The sequence below is a fragment of the Kineosporia sp. NBRC 101731 genome (genome assembly GCF_030269305.1).
Taxonomy (GTDB): domain Bacteria; phylum Actinomycetota; class Actinomycetes; order Actinomycetales; family Kineosporiaceae; genus Kineosporia.
The window spans coordinates 1-25,272 of record NZ_BSTC01000018.1 but is presented as its reverse complement, the minus strand read 5'-3'; the positions used below and the strand labels follow the sequence as shown (position 1 = coordinate 25,272).

The 25,272-nt window shown below is 68.4% G+C and carries 10 protein-coding genes and 1 pseudogene; 4 read left to right on the top strand and 7 right to left on the bottom strand.

Features of this window, described 5'->3' with window-relative positions; all coding sequences use genetic code 11:
- Positions 1-65 precede the first annotated feature (65 nt).
- From QSK05_RS32115 to galK, 3 genes are all read right to left on the bottom strand, one after another.
- On the bottom strand, positions 66-11,420 hold the full coding sequence (locus tag QSK05_RS32115; protein WP_285601155.1) for an IPT/TIG domain-containing protein: 11,355 nt from the start codon (positions 11,418-11,420) through the stop codon (positions 66-68).
- Between the two features lie 272 nt (positions 11,421-11,692).
- Complete coding sequence (locus tag QSK05_RS32110; RefSeq protein WP_285601154.1) at positions 11,693-14,026, bottom strand: AbfB domain-containing protein; 2,334 nt, start codon at positions 14,024-14,026, stop codon at positions 11,693-11,695.
- Positions 14,027-14,130: 104 nt separating this feature from the next.
- Entirely contained in the window at positions 14,131-15,294 is a 1,164-nt protein-coding gene (gene galK, locus QSK05_RS32105) for a galactokinase (protein WP_285601153.1), read from the bottom strand.
- A gap of 179 nt (positions 15,295-15,473) precedes the next feature.
- Here galK and QSK05_RS32100 point away from each other — a divergent pair.
- From QSK05_RS32100 to galT, 3 genes and pseudogenes are all read left to right on the top strand, one after another.
- Positions 15,474-16,232 (top strand): annotated as a pseudogene (locus QSK05_RS32100) (DeoR/GlpR family DNA-binding transcription regulator); the annotation flags it as partial.
- 117 nt (positions 16,233-16,349) lie between these two features.
- Complete coding sequence (locus QSK05_RS32095; protein ID WP_269327687.1) at positions 16,350-16,475, top strand: hypothetical protein; 126 nt, start codon at positions 16,350-16,352, stop codon at positions 16,473-16,475.
- The gene (gene galT / locus QSK05_RS32090) at positions 16,472-17,470 is read left to right on the top strand and encodes a galactose-1-phosphate uridylyltransferase (protein WP_285601151.1); all 999 of its coding nucleotides are present in this window, start codon (positions 16,472-16,474) and stop codon (positions 17,468-17,470) included. Before QSK05_RS32095 ends, galT begins: the two co-directional genes overlap by 4 nt.
- Positions 17,471-17,477: 7 nt before the next feature.
- On the opposite strand, the gene QSK05_RS32085 is transcribed toward galT, so the two are convergent.
- Genes QSK05_RS32085 through QSK05_RS32075 form a run of 3 tightly spaced genes read right to left on the bottom strand, consistent with a single transcriptional unit; the run spans position 17,478 to position 22,369 of the window.
- Positions 17,478-19,313 carry a HoxN/HupN/NixA family nickel/cobalt transporter gene (locus QSK05_RS32085; RefSeq protein ID WP_285601150.1) on the bottom strand — a complete coding sequence of 612 codons (1,836 nt, stop codon included), beginning with the start codon at positions 19,311-19,313 and terminating at the stop codon, positions 17,478-17,480.
- Positions 19,310-20,665 carry a tetratricopeptide repeat protein gene (locus tag QSK05_RS32080; protein ID WP_285601149.1) on the bottom strand — a complete coding sequence of 452 codons (1,356 nt, stop codon included), beginning with the start codon at positions 20,663-20,665 and terminating at the stop codon, positions 19,310-19,312. The genes QSK05_RS32085 and QSK05_RS32080 overlap by 4 nt, the downstream gene beginning before the upstream one ends.
- A gap of 12 nt (positions 20,666-20,677) precedes the next feature.
- Positions 20,678-22,369: a DUF4331 domain-containing protein gene (locus QSK05_RS32075; protein WP_352303369.1), complete on the bottom strand. Its 1,692-nt coding sequence runs from the start codon at positions 22,367-22,369 to the stop codon at positions 20,678-20,680.
- A 380-nt stretch (positions 22,370-22,749) separates the two neighbouring features.
- Between QSK05_RS32075 and QSK05_RS32070 the strand changes: the two genes are divergently transcribed.
- Positions 22,750-23,403, top strand: a complete 654-nt coding sequence (locus tag QSK05_RS32070) for a helix-turn-helix domain-containing protein (RefSeq protein WP_285601147.1) — start codon at positions 22,750-22,752, stop codon at positions 23,401-23,403.
- A gap of 101 nt (positions 23,404-23,504) precedes the next feature.
- On the opposite strand, the gene QSK05_RS32065 is transcribed toward QSK05_RS32070, so the two are convergent.
- Positions 23,505-24,575 carry a protein kinase family protein gene (locus tag QSK05_RS32065; RefSeq protein ID WP_285601146.1) on the bottom strand — a complete coding sequence of 357 codons (1,071 nt, stop codon included), beginning with the start codon at positions 24,573-24,575 and terminating at the stop codon, positions 23,505-23,507.
- Positions 24,576-25,272 lie beyond the last annotated feature (697 nt).

Below are 25,272 nucleotides of genomic sequence, written 5' to 3'. Positions count from 1 at the left end.
GCCGGGGAGGTTTTGCATGATCACGAACGAAGGAGGGGGTCCTCGCCCCCCACCCTCGCGTCGTCCTAGTCCTCGCCGTGCTTCCGCCGCCGGCGACGGGCCAGCAGCAGGAGTAGCCAAGGCCACCACAGATACCAGGTACTCGCCGCCAGCACCGCCGCCAGCAGGGTGCTGATACCGATGATCAGCGGGATCAGCAGGCTCTTGGGCAGGGCCCCGTTGAACACCGTGGGAGCCGGGGTCGGGCTCGGGGTCGCGGCGACGGTGGGGACGGGGGATGTGGTCGGGACAGGGGGAACGGGTGACGTGGTCGGGGTGGGGACCCCGATCGTGGGATTGCCCCGGCCCGGGGTGTCGTTGCCCCCACCACCCCCGGATCCCGAACCACCGGATCCCGAATCACCGCCGCCCGAGTTGTCACCACCCGAGTTGTCACCGTCCGAACCACCGTTGTTGTCATTGCCGCCGCCACCGCCCGAGCCGGTGCCACCGTCGTCACCCCCGTCCCCGCCGGTGCCCTCCCCGCCCGGATCGTTCTCGATCACCGTGATCCGCACGGCCTGCGTCGCGGTCTGCCCGATCTCGTCGGTGACCCGCATCGTGAAGGCGTCGACGCCCGCCCGGTCCGGGGCGGTGTAGCGGCAGAAGGCCGCGTCGGTTCCGATCGAACTGGAACCCCGGTTCGGCGTCGAGCACGCCTGCACCGTCAGGCCGGCGTACAACGAACCCTGCGGGGCCACCGCCGTGGCCGCGTTCACCTCCACCTCAAGATTGACCGTGGTCTCCAGCAGCGGCGGAACGTAGGTGAAATCAATTTCGGCATCCGCACTTCCGGCCGTGTTCGTCACGGTGACCGCGGCCGGTCCCTCGGCGTGCGCGGGGGTCAGAACGGTCAGCGAGGTGGACGAGGCGGCCCGGATCCCGCTCGGTAGGGCCCGGAGCAGGCGGGTTGCCGAGGCCCCGATCACCACCTCCGAACCCGGCACTCCGTCGAACGTCACCGTCGTGTCCGCGTCGAAACCGGTTCCGGTGATGGTGATGCGGGTACCCCCGGCGACCGGCCCGACGGTCGGCTCCACCCCGGTGATGGTCGGCGCCACCGGCGGCTCGAGGTAGGAGTAGCTCACCGTCCCGCCGGTCGTACCGTTCGGCGTGGTCACGGAAACCAGCACCGCACCAACGGTTCCGGCCGGAACGACCGCCGTGATCGTGGAATCGTCGACCACGGTGAAACTCGCCGCACCGCCCCCGAACTTCACCTCGGTGGCGCCGGTGAATCCCACCCCGGTCAGCGTGACCGTATTACCGCCCGCCTCCGGACCGCTCGCCGGTTCGACCGCCGACAGCACCGGCGTGGACTGCGGTGCCACGTAGGTGAAGGCGCCCTCCGTCGCACCTCCGACGGTCGCCACCCGCACGGTCACCGTCCCTGCGGGATGGGCGGGAGTGCGGAGAACGATGGACGAATCGGTCACCGAGTCCGGTGTGACAGCAATGCCGTCGACGGTCACGGTGCCCCCGGCCAGGCCGGAACCACCAACCGTCAGGGTGGTTCCGCCCGCGGTCGGGCCGGCATCGGGTGAGAGCGTCACGATCAGGGGCACCGGGACGTAGGTGAAGGTTCCCGGTGCGGAATCACCCCCGGCCGTCGTGACCACCACATTCACCGGCCCCGGCGCACCCGCCGGGCTGACCACATCCAGGCGGGTCGGGGAAACGTACTGCACCGAGGCCGCCAGGGACCCGAACTTCGCCGTCGACGCCGGGGTGAAACCGGAACCCGAGACCGTGACGGCAGTTCCACCGGTCAACGGACCTGACGACGGCGAGAAACCACTCACCGCCGGTGCGACCTGGTACTCGAAGGCACCACCCAGCAAGGATGACCCTCCCGCCGTGGTCACCACGACGTCCACCGTTCCAGCCGCGTGCGCGGGACTGGTCGCGACCAGCTCGGTAGCCGAGACGAACTGCACCGAACCGGCGGGCGTACCGTCGAACGTCACCTGCGAGCCGCTGGTGAAGCCGGTGCCGGTGATCGTGACGCTGGTGCCCCCGGCCGTCGGGCCCATATCCGGAGCCAGGCCCGAGACCACCGGCACGGCCAGGTAGAGGTAGCGGCCACCGATCGTGATCGGTGATGTGCCCCCGGTTCCGCTGATCCGCACGTCCACGGGCCCAGCCCCCTGGGCGGGCACCACGGCCGTGATCTCGGTGTCACTGATGACCGAGTAACTCACCGCCGCCACCGTGCCGAAACTGACCCCGGTGGCGCTGTTGAAATCAAATCCACTGATCACTAACGTATTCCCCCCGTTCAACGGGCCCGATGCGGGCTGGACGTCCGTGATCACCGGAACGTCGGTGTAGATGAAGTCATTGGCGGTGCCGGCCACCCCGGAGTTGCCGTAGGCGGTGGTCACGACCACGCTCACGGTGCTCGCCGAGGCCACCGCGGGTGCGACCGCCACGAGCCGGGCCGGCCCGACGAACTGGACGGATACGGCCGGCTGGGCACCGAAGGCGACCGTGGACGCCAGCGTGAACCCGGTGCCGTCGATGGTCACCGATGTCCCGCCGGAGAGCGGGCCGGCCGCCGGCGCGAGGGCCGTGACGGTCGGTCCGTCCGCGAAAGTGAAGGTGGAGATTGCTGATCCACCGGCGGTCGAGATGACCACCGCGGTCGCACCAGTACCCGCCGGCGTGGTGAAGGTGACGGTGAAGTCGTCGGCCACACTGAAGGGGACGGCCACTCCCCCGACGCTCACACTGGTCGCACCACCGAACCCGCTGCCCGACAGGGTGATCGGGGTACCGCCCGTCACCGGCCCGGAGCTGGGCGAGAGCGCACCGACGACCGGCACCGGACGATAGGTGAACCGGTCGGCGCTGCTGGTCGCCGTGGGTCCGCCCGGCCCGGTCACCCGCACGTCGACCACGCCCGCCGCCTGGGCCGGGCTGGTCGCGGTGATCTCGGTGGGGCTGTTCACCGCGAACCCGGTGGCGGGCACCCCACCGAACGCGACGGCCGTGGCACCACCGAACCCGCTCCCGGTGATCGTGACGATCGTGCCCCCGGCGATCGGGCCTTCGTCGGGCGAAACACTATTGACGGCCGGAATATCGGCATAAGTGAACACCACCGGGGCAGTGGCTCCGCCCGGTGTGGTCACGACGATGTCAGTGGAACCCGCCGCTCCCGGCGGGGTGGTGAAGGTGATCGTCGAGTCGTCCACCACGGTGAACGCCACGGGGACGCCGCCGACGGTGAGGTCCGTCGCCCCGGTGAACCCGCTGCCCGAGAGCGTCACCACGGAGCCGCCGCCGAGCGGCCCGGTGTCCGGTCCCGCGGTGCCGATCGCGGGCACCGGGGCGTAGCGGTAACGATCAGCAGAGGACGACGCGGAGACTCCGCCAGGAGCCGCCACCACGACATCAACGGTCCCGGTTCCGGGTGGCGCGAAGACCGAGATCCGGGAATCGCTGCTCACAGTGAAACTCGAGGCCGCCACCGCCCCGAAGCGCACGACGGTCGCGCCGGAGAAGCCCGAGCCGTCGACCGTGACCAGCGTTCCGCCGGCCTCCGGCCCGGCGACCGGCGAGACCCCGGAAACGACCGGCACATTCGCATAGCGGAAGACACCGGTACTGGAACCACCCACGGTCGTCACCCGCACCACCGCATGACCCGGGGAACCCGCCGGAGCGACCGCGGTGATCGAAGCGTCGCTGTTCACCGTGTACGAGACAGCCGCCACCCCGTCGAAGGTCACCCCCGAAGCCCCGGTCAGCCCGGAACCCGCAAGGGTGACCGTGATGCCACCCGAGAGTGGCCCGGCTCCCGGCGAAACTGACGAGACGGTGGGGGCATCGGTGTAGGTGAAGGTCAATGGAGCCGAGGCCCCACCCGGCGTGACTACCACCACTGGCACGGCCCCGGCCGCATGAGAGGGCGTGGTCAGGGTGAGCGTCGAGCCGTCGACCAGACTGAATCCAACGGAGACACCATCCAGGGTGACATCTGTAGCGCCCGAGAACCCAGACCCGCCGACAGTCATCGAAGTCCCGCCGGCCAACGGCCCGGACGAGGGATTCACTTGAGCGACAACAGGAACCGGCGCATACCAATACCGATCAGCCACCGAAGCAGCCGAAACTCCACCAGGGGCGGTGACAACAACGTCCACCATCCCCGTACCAAGAGGAGCGAAAACAGTGATCCGCGTATCACTACTGACCGTCAGGCCGGTCCCGGCCACCCCACCGAACGAAACCACCGAAGCCCCGGTAAACCCAGAACCATCAACGGTCACCAGCGTTCCCCCGGCCTCAGGCCCAGAACCCGGCGAGACCCCCGAAATGACGGGCACATTCGCATACCGGAAGACACCCGTGTCGAAACCGCCAACAGTCGCCACCCGCACCACAGCATTACCCGGTGAGCCCGCCGGAGTGACTGCCGTGATGGAAGAATCACTGTTCACCGTGTACGAGGCAGCCGGAACTCCGCCAATAGTCACCTCCGAAACCCCGGTCAACCCAGATCCCGCAATGACGATGGTAGTCCCGCCCAGCACCGGTCCGGCCGACGGTGAAACCCCACTGAAAGTCGGGGAAACCGTATAGGTGAAAAGATTTCCGGTGGCAGATGTGCCGTAGGCAGTAGCCACCACCACGTTCACGGCTCCCGCTGACCCCCGCACCGGCGAGTCCGCAATGAGCCGCGTCGGGCTCACGTACTGCACGACAGCGGCCACGCCCCCGAACGTCACCGCCGAAACCGGGGTGAAATCGGTACCGGTGATCGTCACTGCGGTACCACCACCGGGTGGCCCGGCATCCGGCGAAAGACCGCTCACCGAAGGTGCGTCCGCGTACAGGAACGAGATCGGCGCGGACGATCCACCGGCCGTGGCCACCACCACCGCCGCCGCGTTCCCCGGCACCCCAGGCGGAGTGACCAGCGTGACGACAGAATCACTGATCACGGTAAAAGCAACCGAACTACCGCCCACTGTAACCGAACTGACATCCGTCAGACCGGTACCGGTCAAGGTCAGCGCCGTTCCACCCGCAGTCGGCCCGAGGGCGGGAGACAGGGACGTGACCACCGGCACCGGCACGTAACGGAAGCGGTCAGCCGACGACACGGCGGAAGTACCGCCGGGCCCCGTCACCCGCACGTCCACGGTCCCGCTGCCGGCCGGGGCGGTCGCAGCGATCCGGGTATCGTTGACCACGGTGAAACCGGCTGATGCAGAACCGAAGAGCACAGAGGTTGCCCCGGTGAAGCCGGTGCCGTCGATGGTCACCGCGGTGCCGCCGGCCTCCGGACCGGCCCCCGGAGCGATCGAGCCGACCGCAGGAGCCACCCGGTAGGTGTAAACCCCACTGTCCGAACCGCCCGGCGTCGTCACCCGCACCAGCACCGGCCCGGAAGCTCCCGCGGGAACAACTGCCCTGAGCTCAGTGGCGCTGACGTACTGCACCGAGGTCGCGACCGCCCCGTCAAAGGTCACGGAAGATCCAGCGGTAAAATCGGTTCCGGATATCACCACGGTGTTCCCCCCGCCAACCGGGCCGGACGGAGGCGATACTGAGGCGAGAACCGGTGCAGCGAGGTAGGTGTAGACATCCGCAGCCGACGTGGAGGACGTCCCGCCGGCGGTCGTCACCGTGACGTCGACCGGCCCGGCACCGGATCCGGCGGGTGCGACCGTGACGAGCCGCGTGGCGCTGACGAACTGCACGGAGGCGGCCGGAACAGCGCCGAAGGCAACGGAAGAGCCACTGGTGAAGCCGGTTCCGGTAATTGTCACGGAGGTTCCGGCGGCGACCGGACCCCGGTCGGGCGAGAGACTGGTAACGGTGGGAGCGTTCGCGTAGGTGAACAGCAGCGGGGCGCTGCTGCCGCCCGGCGTGGTGACGACGACCGGAACGTCGCCCGCGCCACCCGGCGAGGTAAAGGTGAGCGTGGTGTCGTTGAGCACGGTGAAGGGCACAGAGGAACCGTTGACCGCAACCGCGGTGGCACCGGTGAAACCAGAACCCGTCACCGTGACCGCGGTCCCCCCGCCCGTGGGGCCGAAGCTGAGCGACAGCAAGGCCACCACCGGCACCGGCGCGTAACGGTACCGATCGGCCCCCAAGAGAACCGAAACACCGCCCGGCCCAGTCACCGTCACATCAACGCTGCCAGTACCGGCCGGAGCGGTGGCGGTGATTCGGGTGTCCGTGGAGACGGTGAAGGTGGCCACGGACGACCCGAACCGCACCTGGGTGGCATCGGTGAACCCGGTGCCGGTGATCGTGACCACGGTGCCGCCGGACTCCGGGCCGGTGTCGGGAGCCAAGGCCGAAACCGAAGGTGCTGTGCGGTAAACGTATCCACCGGTCAGCGAGTCCTGGCCGTACTGCGTGACCACCACCACGTCGGCCGGGCCGGCACTGCCCGCCGGCACCATGACCGTCAGCTGGGTCGGCGACACGTACTGCACCGAGGTAGCGGCATTTCCCCCGACGGTCACGGTCGAGGTCAGGGTGAAGCCGGTTCCGGCAATGCTCACCGTGGTGCCACCGGCCAACGGCCCGGCCGAGGGGGTCACGCCGGTGAGGGTGGGTCCGGCGGCGTAGGTGAATCGATCAGAGGACGAGGTGGCCGAGGTCGCGTACGGGCCCACCACGGTCACGTCGACCGTCCCGACCGCACCGGCCGGGCTGACCGCGGTGATCTGCGAGCCGCTGTTGACGGTGAACGACGCGGCCGGCACCGACCCGAAACGCACAGCTGTCGCCACGCTGAACCCGGAACCACTGATGAGGACCACAGTCCCGCCACCCGTGGTACCACTGGCGGGCGAGAGGCCCGCGACCACCGGATCCGCAAGGTAGGTAAAGACAGTTTCGGCAGAGGAAGTTCCACCATCGGTGGTGGCCACCCGGACGTCCACCGGGCCCGCGCTACCCGCCGGGGCGGTAGCGGTGATCTGCGTCGGGCTCACCACGGTGTACGACGTCGCCGCAGTCCCACCGAACGTAACCCCGGTGACCCCGTAGAACTGCGTGCCGGTGATCGTCACCGAGGTTCCCCCGGCCACCGGACCACTGGTGGGACTCACCGAGGTCAGGTTGGGCGTCCCCACGTACCGGAACTGATCGGCCGTGCCGGTGGCCGAGACCCCGCCGGCCGTGGTCACCGTGACGTCGGCCAGGCCGGTACCGGCCGGGGCGACAGCGGTGATCCGGGTGTCCGAGTCTACCGTGAAGGAGGCCGGACTCCCGTCGAAGCGCACGGAACTGGCGGTGGTGAAACCGGTCCCGCTGACGGTCACATTGGTGCCGCCCGCCTCGGGCCCCTGGGCGGGCAAGATCCCGGTGACGACGGGCACCGGAATATAGGTGAAGGAGCCGGGTGCCGAGGTTCCACCGTCGATGGTCGTGACCGTGACCCCGACCGCCCCGGCCCCGTGCGGCGGGGTCACCGCCGTGATCTGGGTATCGCTGTTCACCGTATACGTCGAAGCGTTCGTTCCACCGAACTGCACGGCCGTCGCCCCGGACACGGTGGTGAATCCCGTACCGGTGATGACGACCGGGGTACCGCCCGCGATCGGCCCGTTCACCGGCGACAGACCGGAAACCGTGGGTGTGCCGACGTACAGGTAGCCGGCCGCCGGAGAAGTACCGCCCGGCGCCGTCACCACCACGGCCACCGGACCCGCGACGTGAGCCGGGGTCTGGGCGAAGATCTGCGTGTCACTGCTGACCGTGATCACCCCGGCCGCCGCGACCCCGTCGAACGTCACCGTGGTCGCGCCGCTGAAACGGGAACCGGTGATGGACACCAGGATCCCGCCGGCGACGGGCCCGTGCGTGGGTGAGAGCCCGGTGATGACGGGGGCGGCCTGGTAGGTGTACCGATCGGCGACCACCACCGAAGAGATGCCGCCGACCGCGGTGACCCGGACGTCCACTGTTCCGGCGGTTCCGGAAGGAGTCACGGCGGTGATCTGCGTGGCCGAGTCGACCGTGTAAGAGGTGGCCGGCCCGGAACCGAACGAGACCGCCGATGCCCCGGTGAATCCGGTACCCGTGACAACCACCGTGGCGCCCCCGGACAGGGGCCCGGCCGAGGGCGAGACCGCGGTCACCGTAGGCAGACCCTGGTAGGTATACAGGTCGGCCGGGGTGGCGTCGCTCGTGCCGTAGGGGTTGGTGACCTGGACGTGCACCTGGCCGGTGGGATGCGGTGGGATACCGCGGATCTGGATCTGGGTGGGGGTGACACTGAGGATCTGGATGGTCGGGTAGCCGTCGAAGGTCACGCCGGTGGCCCCGGTGAAACCCGTTCCGGTGATGGTGACCACCTGGGTCAGGCTGCCGATGGCCGCGCCGCCGCTCGGGCTGAGGCCGATGACGGCGGGCGGGGCGACGAAGGTGAACCGGTCGGCCGCGCTGGTGGCCGAGATCCCGCCCGGTGCGGTCACGGTCACGTCGACCGGACCTGCCGCGTGCGCCGGGGCGACGGCGGTGATCTGGGTGTCCGAGCTGACCGTGATGAGCCCGGCGGCCGGGGCACCGCCGAACGACACCGAGGTCGCGCCGGTGAAGCCGGTTCCGGTCACGGTGACGGTGGTTCCGCCCGTGGTGCTGCCGGTGGTGGGCGAGATCGCCGTCACCGTGGGCGCGGCCACGTAGCTGTACTGGTCGGACGACGACGTGGGAGAGGTGCCGCCCAGGGTGGTCACAGTCACGTCGACCGTTCCCAGCGGGCCGGCCGGGGCCACGGCGGTGATCTGGGTGGCGCTGTTCACCGTGAACGACGAGGCGTTCGTCGCACCGAACTTCACCACGGACGCGCCGGTCAGGTTCGCACCGATGATGACCACCGCGTCGCCCCCGCCGAGCGGTCCCCGCCCAGGGCTGACGGAGGAGACGGTCGGCGCCCCGAGATAGGTGTACTGATCGGCCGGGGTGAGGGCCGAGATGCCGCCGGGCGTGGTCACCGTGACATCGACCGGGCCCACGCTCCCGGAGGGCGCGACGGCCGTGATCTGCGTGGAGCTGTTGACGACGAAGCTGCTCGCGGGGTTGGCGCCGAACGTCACCGCCGTCGCCCCGCTCAGGTCGGTGCCGGTGATGACGGCAACGGCACCCGCCGTGGTGGGCCCGGAGGCCGGCGCGAGAGCGGTCACCGTGGGGGCGTTGGCGTAGGTGAACTGGTCGGCGCTACTGGTCGCCGAGACGCCTCCGGGAGCGGTCACGACGATGTCCACCGTGCCGGCGGTGCGGGCCGGGGCGGTGACGACCATCTGGGTGTCGCTGCTGACCGTGACCGAGGTGGCGGCCGTGCCGCCGAAGGTCGCACCCGTCGCGCCGGTGAAGTTCGTGCCCGTCAGCGTCACGCTGGTGCCACCCGCGATCGGGCCCACGGTGGGCGAGACGTTCGTGACCGTCGGGGCGGCGACGTAGGTGAACCGGTCGGTGAACGAGGTGGCCGAGGTGCCGCCCACGGTCGCCACGGTCACGTCGACGGTGCCGGCGGTCCCGGCCGGGGCCACGGCGGTGATCTGGGTGGGGCTGTTCTGCACGAACGAGGTCGCGTTCAGGGCACCGAACTTCACGGCCGACGCCCCGCCCAGGGTGGTGCCGGTGATTACCACCGTGGTGCCCCCGGCGAGCTGGCCCCGGGTGGGACTGATGGACGTCACGGCCGGCGCGGTCACGAAGGTGTACTGGTCGGCGGCGGAGGTCGGGGAGGTGCCGCCCGGTGTGGTCACGGTGACGTCGACCGTCCCCGCGCTACCGGCCGGGGCGGTCGCGGTGATCTGGGTGGCGGAGTTCACCGTGAATCCGGGCGCGGCGGTGGTCCCGAACTTCACCACGGTCGCCCCGCTCAGGGCCGTGCCGGTGATGACGACGCTGGTGCCCGCCGAGGTGGGTCCGGAGGACGGCACCACGGCGACCACGGTCGGCCCGGCGGCGTAGGTGTAGAGGTCGGCGGGGCTGGTGGCCGAGGTGCCCCCGGCTGCCGTCACGGTGACATCGACCGGTCCCACACTGCCGGCGGGAGCGACCGCGGTGAGCTGGGTGGCGCTGTTGAGGGTGTAACTGGCGTTCGTGGCGCCGAACCGCACGGCCGTGACCCCGGTGAAGTCGGTACCGGTGACGGTGACGCCCGTACCGGCGGTGAGCGGTCCGTTCGCGGGCGACACGTTCGTCACCGTGGGCTGGGCGATGTAGGTGTACTGGTCGGCCGTCACGGCGCCCGAGGTGCCGCCCACCGTCGTCACCGTGACGTCGATCTGCCCCGCCGAACGGGCCGGGGCCACCGCCGTGATCTGCGCGTTGCTGTTCACCAGGTAGCTGGTTGCGGCGTTCGCCCCGAACTTCACCCCCGTCGCGGTTGCGAGGTTCGTCCCGGTGATGACGACAGAGGTGCCCCCGGCGGTCGGCCCGATGGTCGGATTGATGCCTGTGACGGTGGGTTTGGGTATGTAGGAGAAGTCGTCCGCTACGGTGTCGGCCGAGGTGCCGGCCACGTTCGTGATCCGGATGCTCGCGGTGCCGGTGCCCACCGGGGCAATCGCGGTCAGGGTCGTCTGGCTGGCGTTCATCGTGTAGCTCGTGGCATTGGCCGCGCCGAACGTCACGCTGGTGATGGCAAACAGGTTGATCCCGGTGACGGTCACCGTGGTGCCGCCCGTCTCCGGACCCTGGTTCGGCGTGATCGAGCTGATGATCGGGGTGATCGGCGCGGTCGTGCCGCACTCCACGTGGGACAGCTCGATGTTGCCGGTGACCACCCCGCCGGTGGTCTTGTTGACCAGGTGTACCGCGTTGGTGACCAGGTAGTACTGCCCACCCGAGGTGGTGTAGGTCTGCTCGTTGAACGTGATGTAACCGGTGTTCTGGCCGAACAGGTTGGTCTGCTGAATGGTCGTGTTCGGCGGGATGTTGCCGGACGGGACGGTGTTCAGCGGGAGCCCGAGCAGCGTCAGCCCCGAGGCCTGAACGGTGGCGGTCGCCCCGCTCGGGGTCGCCGTACACGTCGCCGAGGCCGCGGCCAGGCTGAGGACGCCCGCGATGGAGAGGCCACCGGAGGTGGCCGTCGAGGAGGCGGTATCGGCCAGGGGGTCGGCCGTGGCCGTACTGCTCATGGCCCCGAGCGTGATCAGGCCGCCCACCGACCCTTGGCTCGCAGTGGGGGTGGAGGGATAACTGGACTGCGAGTAGATCGTGTTCGCCGGACTGGCCGCGCTGCCCAGGTCGCGACCACCGTAGGCACTGGCCATCACCGTGCCGGCGAAAGCGTCACTGCGACGGGCGGTGAGCGGGACCAGCACGAGGGCCAGGAGCAGAACGACGAGCGCTCTGACCAGCCAGGGTGCAGCCGTCCCCGAGGAGCGAGACGACGACATCCCACACCCCCACCAGTGAACCCGGCCGCGGCTCGACCGTTCCGGGAAACTGCCCCGGTTCAGTCACACTCGGTCGCAGCGACCAGGTTCTAGAGGGATGGACAGGGACAGTTGCGTCGTCGCCCGTCCGCAGCAAGATCGTTAACTGCGAGCGATTCGCCACCCAAACCGCCGTGATCATGCAAAACCTCCCCAGTGTTCTAGAACTCTCCACTCTCAGAGTTCTAGAAGTCCGGGGAGGTTTTGCATGATCACGAACAGAAGGGTGTGGGTCAGGGGGCCCAGGGGGCTTCCACGGCCCAGGTGGTGTCGGCGTCGAACGAGGGATCGGCGTCGTAGGCCGAGTTCCCGCCCGGGGTCGCCAGCCAGAGTTCGGCGTTGTAGTGCCGCAGGTACTGGCCGGGGTAGTTCCAGGAGCTCAGTTTCACCCCGTTGGTACCCTTCTCCGCGCACCAGGTGGCATCCGCGGCGAACAGCGCCGATCCGTCACTCTTGTTCTGCTTCACCCGGAAGGCCTGGTGCCGCAGGTAGGTTCCCGGATAGTTGACGGACTCCAGCGAGTAGCACGAGCTGTCGGCCAGGCCCGGCACGACGTTCCAGGTCGCGTCCTGCTTGAGCAGGTCGGAGCTGGCCGTCTCGACGACCTCGGTGTAGCCGAGACCTTCCCGGTGCCGGATGTAGCGGTTGGCGAACCCGTCGGTGGTGACCCGGATCGAGTGCCGGCCCTTCTCGACCGTGACCGGGGCCGGTGAGGGAGATGCCGCGATCAGCTTCTCGTTGGCCGCCTTCAGCCGGGCCACGTCCACCTTGACCACCTGCCGGTCGTAGGTGGCCAGACCGTTGACCTCGTTCTCCACGTCGGTCGTCTCGGTGTAGACCGAGGCCGAGAGCCCGGACGGCACGCCGGAGGTGGTCATCTGGGTCCACAAGCCGACCAGCCGGCGGTTCAGGCGGTCCGCCGTGCCCTGGTCCTCGTAACTGAAGCCACCGCCCGGGAACCATTCGTGCCCGGCGACCTTCAGGCCCAGTCCGCCGAACTCACCGACCACCCCGGCCCGGGTTGCGGTCGGCCGCGCCGTTCCGGGCCCGGTGTAGTTGTGGTTGTCGAGCACGTCGCCGTTACCGCCGTCGACCGCGCCGCAACAGTTCACGCCGCTCATGTTGTCGACGAGCCGGGTCGGGTCGTAGGCCTTGACCAGGTCGGCGATGCGGGCCTGCTCGTACTGCCCCCAGCCCTCGTTCTGCGCCACCCACAGCACCACCGACGGGGAGCTGCGGTGCTGGTCGATGATCGCCTTGAATTCCTTTTCCCACTGCGCCTTCGCGGCTGCGTCGGCCTTGTAGTCGGGGCGCATGGAGGGCATGTCCTGCCAGACCATCAGGCCCAGCCGGTCGGCCCAGTAGTACCAGCGCTGCGGTTCGACCTTGATGTGCTTGCGCACCATGTTGAAGCCGGTCGATTTCAGCAGCTCCAGGTCGTACTTCAGGGCCTCGTCGGTGGGGGCGGTATAGATCCCGTCGGGCCAGTAACCCTGGTCGAGAGTGCCCGATTGGAAGAGGAAGTCACCGTTGAGTACGAGACGCTGCTTCCCGTCGACCTGCTTCACCGCGATCGAGCGCATACCGGCGTACGAGCCCACCGTGTCCACGGTGTTCTGCCCCTTGCGCAGTTCCACCTTGACGTCGTAGAGGAAGGGGTCGTCCGGCGTCCAGAGGTGGGGTTTCGGGATCTTCAGCGAAACGGTCTGCCCGGCCGCCCCACTCGCGCTGACCACCTTCTGGCCGTTCGAGGAGACGGTGACCACCGACGTCCCCTGGCCCGTGACCGCCGCCTTGACCTTCAGCGTGGACGACGCGAGATCGGGGGTCAGATCGACCTTGGTGATGTACGTGGCGTTGACCGGCTCGAGCCAGACGGTCTGCCAGATCCCCGAGGCAGAAGTGTAGAAGATGCCGCCACCGGTCTCCGGCTGCACGCCCTGGAGCTCCTGCTTGCCCACCGCCTGCGTTCCCGCGTTGCCCGGGTCCCAGACCCCGACGGTCAGCGTGTTGTCACCCGTCTTCAGCAGGTCGGTGATGTCGTAACCGAAGGCGTCGTAACCGCCGTCGTGCGTGGCGCCGGCCTTCCGGCCGTTCACCCAGACGTCGGTGCGGTTGTCGACACCGTCGAAGTTCAGTCGCACCCGGTCCTTCCAGCCCGACGGAACCACGAACGTCCGCTGGTACCAGAGTTTGTCGTCCCCAGTGATACGCCGTTGGATGCCTGACAGCGCCGACTCGGCCACGAAGGGCACGCGGATCTTCTCGCTGAAACTCTCCGGCGGGGTGGTGCGGCTGCTCGGGGTGACCTCGAAGTCCCAGATCCCGTTGAGGTTCTGCCACTGCGCACGGGTCAATTGAGGACGCGGGTACTCGGGTAGGGGTTTATCGGTGGACACCTGGTCGGTCCACGGGGTGGTCATCGGTGGGGTCTTGGGTTCCCAGACGGCGGCGGCCGAGGCCGGCGCGGCCCCACCCGCCAGCAACGTGCCCACCACGAGGACGACCGCTGCCGCGACCGACGTCCCCCGTGTGAATCTGGCTCTCCGGAATGACTGCTGACGCATGCGAGCTCCCTTCGCCGGTAGCGTCAGCACATCAGGAAAACGGACAAAAGGCACCTACCCTTTCGGTGAGGTGCCTTTTGTCCGTCCGGGCAACGAACAATGCCCTACTGGTCGCGCCCTGCACCCCGGGAGGGCTCCATCACGCGGATGATCGGCGTGACCCAGCCCTTCTCGGCGAAGGTGGCGAGAACCGCCTCGCCCAGTGACGTCACCTTCTCGACCGGCACCAGGGCGATCGCCGAACCGCCGAACCCACCACCGGTCATCCGCGAGCCCACGGCCCCGTTGGCCAGCGCGACCTCCACGGTCACGTCGATCTCCTCGCAGGTGATCTCGAAGTCGTCGCGCATCGAGGCGTGCGACTCGACCATCAGGCGGCCGAACGTGGTCCAGTCGTCGTTGCTCATCGCCTGGCCGGCGGCCACCACCCGGTCGTTCTCGGTGACGATGTGGCGGGCGCGCTTCTTCAGCACCGGGTCGGTCAGCCGGTCCAGGTCCGCGACGGTCGCCTGGCGCAGCGCGGGCACGCCGAGCTCGGCGGCGGCCTGCTCGCAGGAGCGGCGGCGGTCGCCGTACTCACCACCCGCGTGGCTGTGCGCGACCCGGGTGTCCATCACGACCAGGGACAGACCGGCGGCCCCGAGGTCGAACGGGACCTGCTGGGTGCTGAGGTCCTGCACGTCGAAGAGCAGGGCGTGACCCTCGGTGCAGAGGATGGACGCGGCCTGGTCGAGCAGACCGGTCTTGGCGCCGACGTACTCGTTCTCGGCGAACTGCGCGAGCTGCGCCAGGGCCAGGCCCTGCGGCGGCGCGGGCAGCTCGGCCAGGTCGACCAGGGCAATGGCCACGGCGCACTCGAGCGCGGCGGACGAGGACAGGCCCGCGCCCAGCGGAACCCGGCCGTCCAGGAACAGGTCGGCACCCGGCAGGGCGAAGCCCTTGCTCTGCAGCGCCCAGGCGACACCGGCGACGTAGGCGACCCAGCCCTGCGCCGAACCCGGCTCGAGCGTGTCCAGGTCGATCTGCGCCGTGCCCTCCTGCTGGGCGGAGGCGACGCGCAGCACCCGGCCCTCGTTCTTCGAGGCCCCGACGGTGACCCGGTCGGGGATCGCGCAGGGCATCACGAAGCCGTTGTTGTAGTCGGTGTGCTCACCGATCAGGTTCACCCGGCCGGGGGAGGACCAGATGCCCTGCGGAGCGGTCCCGTAGAGGTCGGTGAAGGCGGCAGCGACGGCCTGGGCCGGTTCAACATCATTGTTCTGGGTCACGACACGCCTTCGGCGACGGGTGCACGGTCAACGGCACGGTTCTGCTCGGGCCCACATCGTGGCCCACGAGCTCGGGCTACACCAGATTATGACTGCTCTTGAACCTGATGTTGATCGGGTTGGACCTTCTTCTGATCGGTTAGGACCGTTCTTCCACCTGTCCGGTCTATGCTCGCCGGATGTTCGCCGATGAGCGCCGCCAGAAGATTCTCGAGCTGGTCCGGGCCAACGGCGCGGTTTCCCTGCGTGAACTCGCCAGGGTCGTGAGCAGTTCCGAGGTCACGGTGCGCCGCGACCTGCGGCTGCTGGAGTCGCAGGGGCTGCTCGACCGGCGGCACGGCGGCGCCGTCTCCACCGGTGGCCTGAATCACGAGCCCAGCTACTCGGAGAAGTCCGTGGTGGCGGCCCGGGAAAAGGTCGCGATCGGGGCGCTGGCCGCGGGCCTGGTGGAGGAGGGCGACGCGATCTGCGTCGGCGCCGGCACCACCACGCAGGCCTTCGCACGGCATCTGGCCGGGTTCCGCGAGCTCACCGTGATGACCAACTCGGTCTTGGTGGCGCAGGAGCTGGCCCGCTCCCGCGGGATCGAGGTGGTGATGACCGGCGGCACGCTGCGCGGGTCGATCTACGCACTGGTCGGGTCGGTGGCCGAGCAGGCCCTGTCCGGGATGCGGGTGCGGCGGGTGTTCATGTCCGGCAACGGGCTCACTCCGGAGCGCGGGCTGTCGACACCCAATCTGGTGGTGGCCGGGATGGACCGGGCGATGGCCGCGGCGGCCGAGGAGATCGTGGTGCTGGCCGACCACACCAAGATCGGCCTGGAGACGATGGCGCAGACGGTGCCGTCCGACCAGATCGGGCACCTGGTCACCAGTGACCGCACGGCGGGGGACGCGATCGATCAGTTCCGTACGACAGGGACCGAGGTACTGGTGGCGCAGTGCGCCGACGAGGTGGAGGAGTGACGCACCTGTTGTCACTTTCCGATCGATCGTGACAGATTATGTTCGAGTCTTGACAGCAGAGTCAGGACCAGCGATTAGCGAGGGTTTGCGGTGGCGATGATCCGCGACGAGACGACCATGGACGACGGCAGGCGCATCACGTATTACTACGGATCGCCCGCCTCGGTGCCCGCTGACGCGGCGGCAGCTGTCGAGCAGGACGGTGAAGAGCAGTGAGCGAACGGCGTTTCGACCCCACCAGTGGCGAGTGGATCACCTTCGCCACGCACCGCCAGAACCGCACCTTCCTGCCGCCGGCGAACGCGTGCCCGCTGTGCCCGGACCCGAAGAACGAGTGGGACGGTGAGATCCGGCGCCCCGACTACGAGGTGGCGGTGTTCGACAACCGTTTCCCGGCCCTCAGCCCGACCCCGCCGGCCCCCGACGTGGAGAGCACCGAGCTCTACCGGGTGGAGCCCGCGACCGGCCGCTGCGAGGTCATCGCCTACTCCTCCGACCACAACGCCACGCTGGCCAAGCTGGGCGCCGAGCGCATCCGTCTGCTGATCGACGCCTGGGCCGACCGCTACCAGGTGCTCGGCGCCGAGGGGCACGCCTACGTGCTGCCCTTCGAGAACCGCGGTGAGGCCATCGGCGTCACCCTGCACCACCCGCACGGCCAGATCTACGCGTACGACGACATCCCGGCCCGCCCGCTGCGCAAGCTGAAGAAGGCCGCCGAGTACCGGACCCAGACCGGTCGCTGTGTGGAGTGCGACGTGGTCGCCGCCGAGCTCGAGGACGGCCGGCGCATCATCGCCGAGGGCGAGTACTTCATCGCCCACGTGCCGTTCTGGGCCCGCTACCCGTACGAGGTGCGGATCTCGCCCAAGCAGCACACATCGTCGCTGGTCGCGGTCGCCGACGAGGCCCGCACCGACCTGTCGCGTCTGATGCACCGGGTCTTCACCGGCCTGGACGACCTGTTCGGCTTCCCGCTGCCGTACGTGCTGGGCATCTTCTCCTCTCCCACCAACGGCAGCCCGTCGGTGGCCGGCTGGGACGGTAGCTGGGACGACATCTCCCACCTGCACTTCCTGATCTCGCCGCCCAACCGCAGCGAGAGCAAGCTGAAGTACATCGCGGGCACCGAGCAGATGGGTGGGGCCTACTCCACCGACATCGCGCCCGAGGTCGCCGCGGCCACCCTGCGGAGCAAGATCCCCAGCTGATGTCTGGCTAGATCAGGGGTCCCACGGCTCGCACGGTGAGAGCCAGACCGACGACCAGAACGAGGGACGCCGTTCCCCACGGCGCCCAGCGCGTCCAGTGCCCTGCCAGGTTCCCCGCGATCCGGAACCTGAGCAGGGCGCTGTGGTGTTCGGCGTCGCGCAGCCGGTCGGCGAACCGGACCAGGAGCAGCCCGACCGCGGTGAGCAGTCCGGCCATGCCCACGCCGTAACCGATCACCAGCAGGATGCCGAACCAGGTCCGCCCCATCCCGATCGCGCCGAGCAGGACAACCAGCGCGGACGGACTCGGGACCAGTCCTCCCGCCACGCCCATACCCACCAGGGTCATCCGGCCCAGGGGTGTACGGGAGGCGGTGGCAAGCTCGAAAAACCTGTGGCCGTGGCCGTGGCCATGTCCGTGGCCGTGCCCATGTCCGTGGCCGTGCCCATGTCCGTGGCCGTGCCCATGTCCGTGGCCGTGCCCATGTCCGTGGCCGTGCCCATGTCCGTGGCCGTGCCCATGTCCGTGGCCGTGCCCATGTCCGTGCCCGTGCTCGACTTCGGGGACCGCCACGGCTTCTTCCGTGATCATGCGAACCTTCCCCGATGACTCCGCCTTCCGGGGAAGGTCGGCATGATCACGGACAAGGTTGGAGGGAACTTGCTCGCTCCCGATATCGCCGTGCCCATGCCCGTGCTCATGACCATGTCCGTGTCCGTGGCCGGTTTCGTCTTCCTGATCGGGACTTTCGGTCAGGTCGATGACGTGCCCATCCGCGTCCTTCATCGACCGGCGGGCCCGGATCGCCCCCACGAGGAGCCCGGCGCCGACGGCCGCGATCAGCAGCCCACTGACCACGCCGAGGTAGGCCAGCACGGTCTCGCCCGCCACGGCGGCCGCCGCGCTGAGCAGGAGCCCGAGCACGATCACGCCCGCGGTGTGGGTGACCGTCACGGTCAGGCCGACGGTGAGGGCGTCGCGCACGGTGCCGTTTCGGCCGGCGAGATAGGCTGCGATCACGGTCTTCCCGTGCCCGGGCAGAGCCGCGTGGGAGGCGCCGAGCAGCAGGGACAGCAGCACGGCGAGCAGCCCCACCGCCGGGGTCAGGTGGCGGGTGGCGGCCAGCTCGTCGAAGCGTTGGCTGAGCGCACCGGTCCAGCGGCCCAGGATTCCGGTGGTCGGCAGATCAACAGCAGAGGACGCGTCGACTCCCGATCCCGGAACCACCTCCAGGGAGGCGGTGGTCAGGGAGAGGGGCGAGCTGAGCAGGTCGTCGGGATAGGCCCGCAGCTCCTGGCTGACCGTCGTGGCCGGCACCGAGGAAGCGGCCAGTCGCACACCGGCCCCGGCCGTGGCCGTGATCTCGCGCCAGCCGACCCGGTCGGTCCGGTAGGTGTTCCGGAACTCGATCCGGGACGACCCGCTCAGGTCCGGGAGGTCCGCCTCCAGGGCGCACTCCAGCCGGCTGGTCTCCAGTCCGGCGGCCCCGGGCCGGTACGCGAACCCGCTGCGCCGCACCGAGAACGACACGGTGGTTCCATCCACCTCGGTGCGGGTCGCGAGGGCCAGTTCCGCGCAGGACCGGACGGCGTGGGCGGAGCGCTCGGTGACCGACACGACTCCGTCGTGATCCGCGTCCACCATCGGCCGCTCTTGAACCGTCGGGATCTCGGCCGTGTCGACGACGGCCAGATCATGGATCGTTCCGGGTGAGATCCGCAGCCCGTCGTAGTGATTCACGGTGAAGTTGCCCAGCGGATGGGCCTGCGCCGCCTCGGCTCCGAGAAGGAGTGGCACGGTCGCCAGCACACCGGCGGCGAGAACCGTCACGAGGCGTTTCATCGTCCACCGTTCTGTGATTTCAGTTCTGCCAGAGCCGCTGCGGCCTGCTTCGACCCGGCCGGCGAGAAGTACGGGTTGATGTGCAGGGCCCGTTCCAGATGGGTGCGGGCGGCGGCCCGGTTGCCCAGCGCCCGCTCGATCATGCCGCGGTGGTAGCTGAAGGTCGCGTTCCGCCAGCCGAGACGACCCGCGACCTGCGTGTACCGCTGAGCCTCCTGGTCGTTTCCGGCCCGGTGCAAGGCCCACGCCAGCGCGTCGGCCACCAGAACACTCTTGCGGCGCGACCATTCGGCCCGGGCAGACCGTACCGCCTCGGTCGGCGAACCGTGATCGGCGGCCACCTGGGAGACCATCAGGTCGTCCACCACACCGTTGGCCGCCTGGAGCCGGGTCTGGGCGTCGATCAGGTCGAACTGCTGCCGGGCCTCGTCGGGGCGGTGCATCAGCTGGAGCAGCTCGGCGTACTCCAGCAGGTACTGGGGCAGGGGCAGCCGGGCGACCACGGTGACGTAGTCGGTGCGGGCGGCGTCCAGGTCACCCGTCGCGACCCGGGCCCGGGCCCGCCCGGCGATCAGGGAGGCGTCGGTGGGATCGGCCTTCAGACCCGCGCGGTAGTGCCGCAGGGCCTGCGCCGGGTCTCCCTCGTTGAATGCCAGCTCACCGAGATAGCGGCGGCAGTAGGCAATGTCGGCCGGTTGCGAGGCCTCGGCCAGAGCCCGCTCCAGAGCCTGCCCGGCGGCCTTCACGTCGCCGGCCATCTCGAGGTGGTACGAGGCCCGGGTGAACGACGGGATGCCGGGCGCCAGGTCAAGCATCTTCTGGGCCGCCCGGCGGGCACCGGCGTAGTCGCCGAGCTGGGTCAGAGCGTCGTCCTCCACCCCTCGGGCGGTGGCGTCGAACGGATCGGCCTTCTCGGCCTCGCGGGCCCGGTTGAGGGCCTGCGCGAAGTCGTGCCGGGCGTTGGCCAGGGCCCCGAGACCGGTCAGCGCGGCGACGTTCTCGTGCGGCTTTTGCGCCAGAGACGTTTTCAGCGCACCCTCGGCCTTCGGGTAGTAGGTGGGGTCACCGCTGATCCGGGCCTGCTGCACATAGGCAGCGCCGAGCGTGGCCCAGCCGGTCGCGTCCTTCGGGTACTCCCGCAGATGGGCCTGGGTGCGGGCGACGGCCCCGGTGAGTGAATGGTCGAACGGGGCGGCGGCCAGGCTTTCCAGGCTTTCCAGGCTGCCCTGACGTGCCTGGCTGACCTGGCTGTGGGGGTTGTCGGGGTTCCTCAGCACGGACACCCCCGCGGCCGCCAGGAGGAGAACCCCGGCGGCCGCGGCGATGATCGGGGTGAGCGAACGGGTCGTCACCAGGTGGGCGGATCAGGCCGGCTGAGCCGAGGGACGCTGAGCCCGTGAACCCGGGCGCAGCTTGCGTCCCCGGGCCAGCACGAGGGCGCCGCCGCTGACGAACAGCAGCCCGAGCCCACCCGCGAGGCTCTGCCCGGCCTGGCCACCCAGCAACGACGAGGCCGGGTCCGAGGCCGACGGGCCACCGGACGCACCCGGTGCCGCGACCGCCGAGGCCGACTCCATCTGCGCCTGCTTGGCCTTCCAGCCGTTCGTCATCATCGTGTTCGGCAGCGGCAGGTACGGGAAGACCTTGCCGAACTTCTGGCCGTTGACGTCGACCTTGTCGCCGTCCTTCAGCGGAGCCACGATCTTGCCCGACTGCGCCGCACCGGCCACGGCCTGGAGCGAGATGTCGATGACGTCGTCAGTGAGCCGGCGACCGTTCGGGAAGCCCTGGAAGTCACCGCCGATGACGCCGAGCCGGTTCGGGTTCTTGGCCGAGGGCACACCCATGTTCAGGCGCAGCATCTCGGAGGGCACGAACTCGGCGGCGTCCGCATCTGCGTTCAGCACCTGGGAGTTCAGATCGGCCTGGATCGGCGGCGTCGAGTTGTCGAGCGTCGGCGCGTTCTTGGCGATCCCGGTCAGGTAGATCTCGACCAGGTCGTTGCGCGGCGTGGTCGGGATCTTGAGCTTGTAGATCGCGTTCAGCAGGTGAGGCAGCTCAGGGTCGAGCACCTTCTCCACCACCGGCGTCACCGTGTGGTCGGTCTCCGGCTTGATCGAGTTGAAGGCGTCCTTCAGCCCCGCCGGTACGACCACCTCGTTGACCAGCGGGTTCCCCAGCCGGGACACCTGCACGTAGTCGCCGCTCGCCTCGGCCTGACCTGGCGTCAGCGTCATGGTCTGCTTCTCGGTGCTGCTCCAGATGCCGACTACCGGGTTCTTCGTGGCGTCACCGTTGATCGCCAGCGCCGACTTGGGCACCTGAAGGGCGATGGAGTTGACGTTGTACCCGGCCAGGGTGTCAGTGCCGACCTTCTTCAGGTTGCCGCCGTAGAGCAGGTCGAAGACTCGCAGGTCGAGGAAGAACGGGTCGTCGGACTGACCCGCGAAGGTCCGGCCGCCGCCGTCGACCGTCTCGAACGAGGCGGTGCGCAGCTTGCCGTAGTTCGGGATCGTCGAGTTGCCGATGTTCGAGGGCGCGGCCTGACCGGAGGCGATCGTGGTGGCCCCGGCGACATCGCCGTCCACGATCTTCTCCAGCGTGTAGGTCTGCTTGAACAGCAGGTTCTCGTCGTCCAGCGAGGTGACCGGGCCGTTCGCGTAGAGGAACGTGTCGGTGCCGCGGGAGTCCTCGGTGGTGAAGGTCCAGCGATAGGTCAGGTCGGCGACCGCGTCACCGTCATTGTCGATGTTGATGTCGTAGTGCGCGCCGTCCTGGAACGGGTAGAAGTTCGGGCCGCCGTTGGGCTCCTCGAACGGGATCCAGGTGCCGATCAACGTCACCGTGTCGCTCTTGTCGGGGCTGACGAACGCGTACACGTCCGTGTTGTCGATCTTCGGGTCACCGGCCGTCAGTGGTGCTTCGCGATGGCTGGAGGCCGAGGCCGGCCCCACCCCGGCGGCGAACACCGAGCCGGCGGCCAGGCCGACCGCCACCAGGCAGCCGGTACTCCGGCGAATCGTCCTGACATCGGATCTGTCTCGCTGATTCCGCATACTTGTTCCCCCGTTCCGGCCGGGCTCCGAGACCCGGACCGCGACATCCCCGGCCAGAAACCGCGTCCCGACGTTAATCGGTCACGGTTAGTGGTCTGACGTCACAGAACGTATATCGCAGCCGGACAAGATCACCACTGGTGGCGCAACCGTCGCTGGCTTTGGCCTGCATGAATGACCCTTTCATCCGATGAATTTCGCCCCGATTGCCTCCGTATCACCCACACTTACCGTCGGAATTATCAGCAACGAGTGACGACATGCCTACCCAGAGCGCAAGTTGCCCGGCTGTGTCCTTGAAAAGAACATCAACGAAGAAGGATGTGGCACGATCCGTGTCGTTCCAGCCACAATTTCCGGTTTTCACAACGTTGCGAGAAATGGACGACACGAAAATGGCGGACGCGGGGGTTCCCGGAACAGTCAGGCCGATCGCGCAGGCACGCACGGTGCCGGCCAGCAGACCGGCGGGCAGTTTCGAGGCCGAACGGACCATCCGGATGATGGGCGCACGCGTACGGCTGCTGCGCAAGCAGCAGAACCTCACCCTGAAATCGCTCGCCGACCGCACCGGGGTCAGCGTCTCGATGCTCAGCATGGTGGAGCGTGGCCTGGCCAGTGCGTCGGTGGGCACCCTGGTGTCGGTGTCGACCGCGCTCGGCGTACACATGTCCGACCTGTTCGGGCCCGGTGACGAGGTCACCCGCTCCCCCGTGACCCGCGTCGACGAGCAGGTGACGGCCACCACGGGAGCCGGCGGGGTGCACCGCATCGCGTACCGCGACCCGCGGGCCGGGGTGGAGATGACTGTGCAGCAGTACGTTCCGGGTGGTGCCAGTTCTGGGGTACCCGAGCACTCCGACGGTCGTGAGGTCGGTGTGCTGATCTCCGGGCAGCTCACCGTCGAGCTGGACGGCGACGTGCACACCCTCAACCCCGGTGACTCGATCGCCTACCTGTCGTCCCGGCCGCACCGCATCGTCAACCGTGGCCCGGAACCGGCCCAGGCTCTTTGGGTGAGCTTGGAAGCCTGAGCCCCGGTTCATCTGTGGCCCCTGGTCCATCTCCAGCCTCTGGTTCCTGGTCCATCTCCAGCCTCTGGTTCCTGGTCCATCCCCAGCCTCTGGTTCCTGATCTATCTCCAGCCTCCGGTCCCTGATCCATCTCCAGCATCCGGTTCATCCGTCCTCCGGTACCTCTTCGGTCTCCGGCTCGCCTCCGGCCTCCGTCCCATCTCCGGTCTCCGGTCTCCGGTCTCCGGTCTCCGGCCTCCGGCCTCCGGCCCACCCCTAGCCCCCAGCCCACCTCCGGTCCCCAGCCCACCTCCCACTCCAGCTGACCCCTGCTCTCCACCATCGCCCTCGACCTCTCTGTCACCCGAGACGGCCCCCACCCGCCCCAGGTAGGGCGTCTGCTTGCTCTGCCGCAACAGGCAATGGTGAAACTCACTCAGCACCAATGAGTCACGGACATGTAGGTCGATGCGGTCGGCGATTTCCGTCGAGACGTCGTTGCGCCCGTCCCCGGCGATCCAGCGGCGTAGCAACTTCGTAGGCTCATTGCCTTTTGCGACCGGAAGATAGTGATACAGCAACAGGTGACTCATCACGTAGCGCCGGTCGTAGTCCAGATGGCTTTCCAGGAAATCCTTTTCCGGGAGCGTCAGATCGAAGTCACGGCTCAGCACCAAACCCAGATCGGCAAGGAAGAGGCTGCGGCCATCAGTCAGGACGTTGTGGAAGTGAGCGTCGAAATGGACCATTCCGTGAGAACTCATGAAGTCTGCCGCCTGCGCCAATCCTTGTTCCAGCCAGGTCTGCGGCGCGGGGTTATGAGCCAGCCAGGTAGCGAGAGTCTGAGGCACGTATTCCATGAAGAGCACCAGACTGTGCGTAGCGGCGGCGATGGCCTGCAACCGCCCTCTCACCGCCGCGGACCCTTCCCAGTGAGCGACGGCGCCGTCGATACCACCGAACTCAGCCCCCACGTCCTGGGGAACAGAGTCCGGAAGGACACGCCAATGGTAGAGCAACGGAAAACCTGAGAACTGATCCTCCATAACCCACGTGGTACTGGCAATATGAGCCGCCAGCTCGCGCCAGGCACCGAAACCCGCTGATCCGATGCCGTACTGGTAGTACATCGGCAGATCGAAGAGATTCGCGGTTGATCGCACGTTCTCAGGTAGCAGTTCCAGGTCGGTCATGGGGACCCTCTTGACGAAGACCTCAGTTCCCCGAATCCGCGCCCGCCCCCAGCGGCCACCGATACCCGCCCCCAGCAGGGTAGCCCCGGCCACAACCTCACCAACCTGCCGGTCGCTCAGGAGCGACAGATGAGAGGAAACGGACCGGTAGCCATTCAGGCGAGTCACGTCTTCCACGGCCAGGTTCCTCCAATTCCGTTTAAATAAAACAAGTTACGTATAGATCAATTAAAAGCCCAATCACAGTGAGGCTATAGATAACTCTCAAGTAGCTGACTCGTTGGCGACGACCCCATTGCAGTCCCGATGCCAGCAGAGCATCGCGTAGTCCGCGCCACCCCACCCCGCCACAACCGATCAAGCGACCGATCAGTCGGCATCCGACCAAGATAGCCACCTCCGCAAAGCATCACCCGCCTCGTTCGCAAGTGTGTTCGAATCCGTCCCGACTACTACAGCACCCTCGCCTCGACTTCACAAGCTCGAAAACTCTTGCAAAATGAATCTTTCCAATTAACCCGAGCCACCTCTCATCCCAGAAATCGCCACGCGTCCCTCCACATGCGAATCGTCTTGCCTACGCAAAAGTGACGTAGACTGTGGACACCTGTTCGAACCAGGAGTGCGGGGGCGCGGTCATGGGAGAAGCTCTGCTGTCGGCGTGGCCGGAGGTCGATCTCCGGTCGCTGTCCGCCCT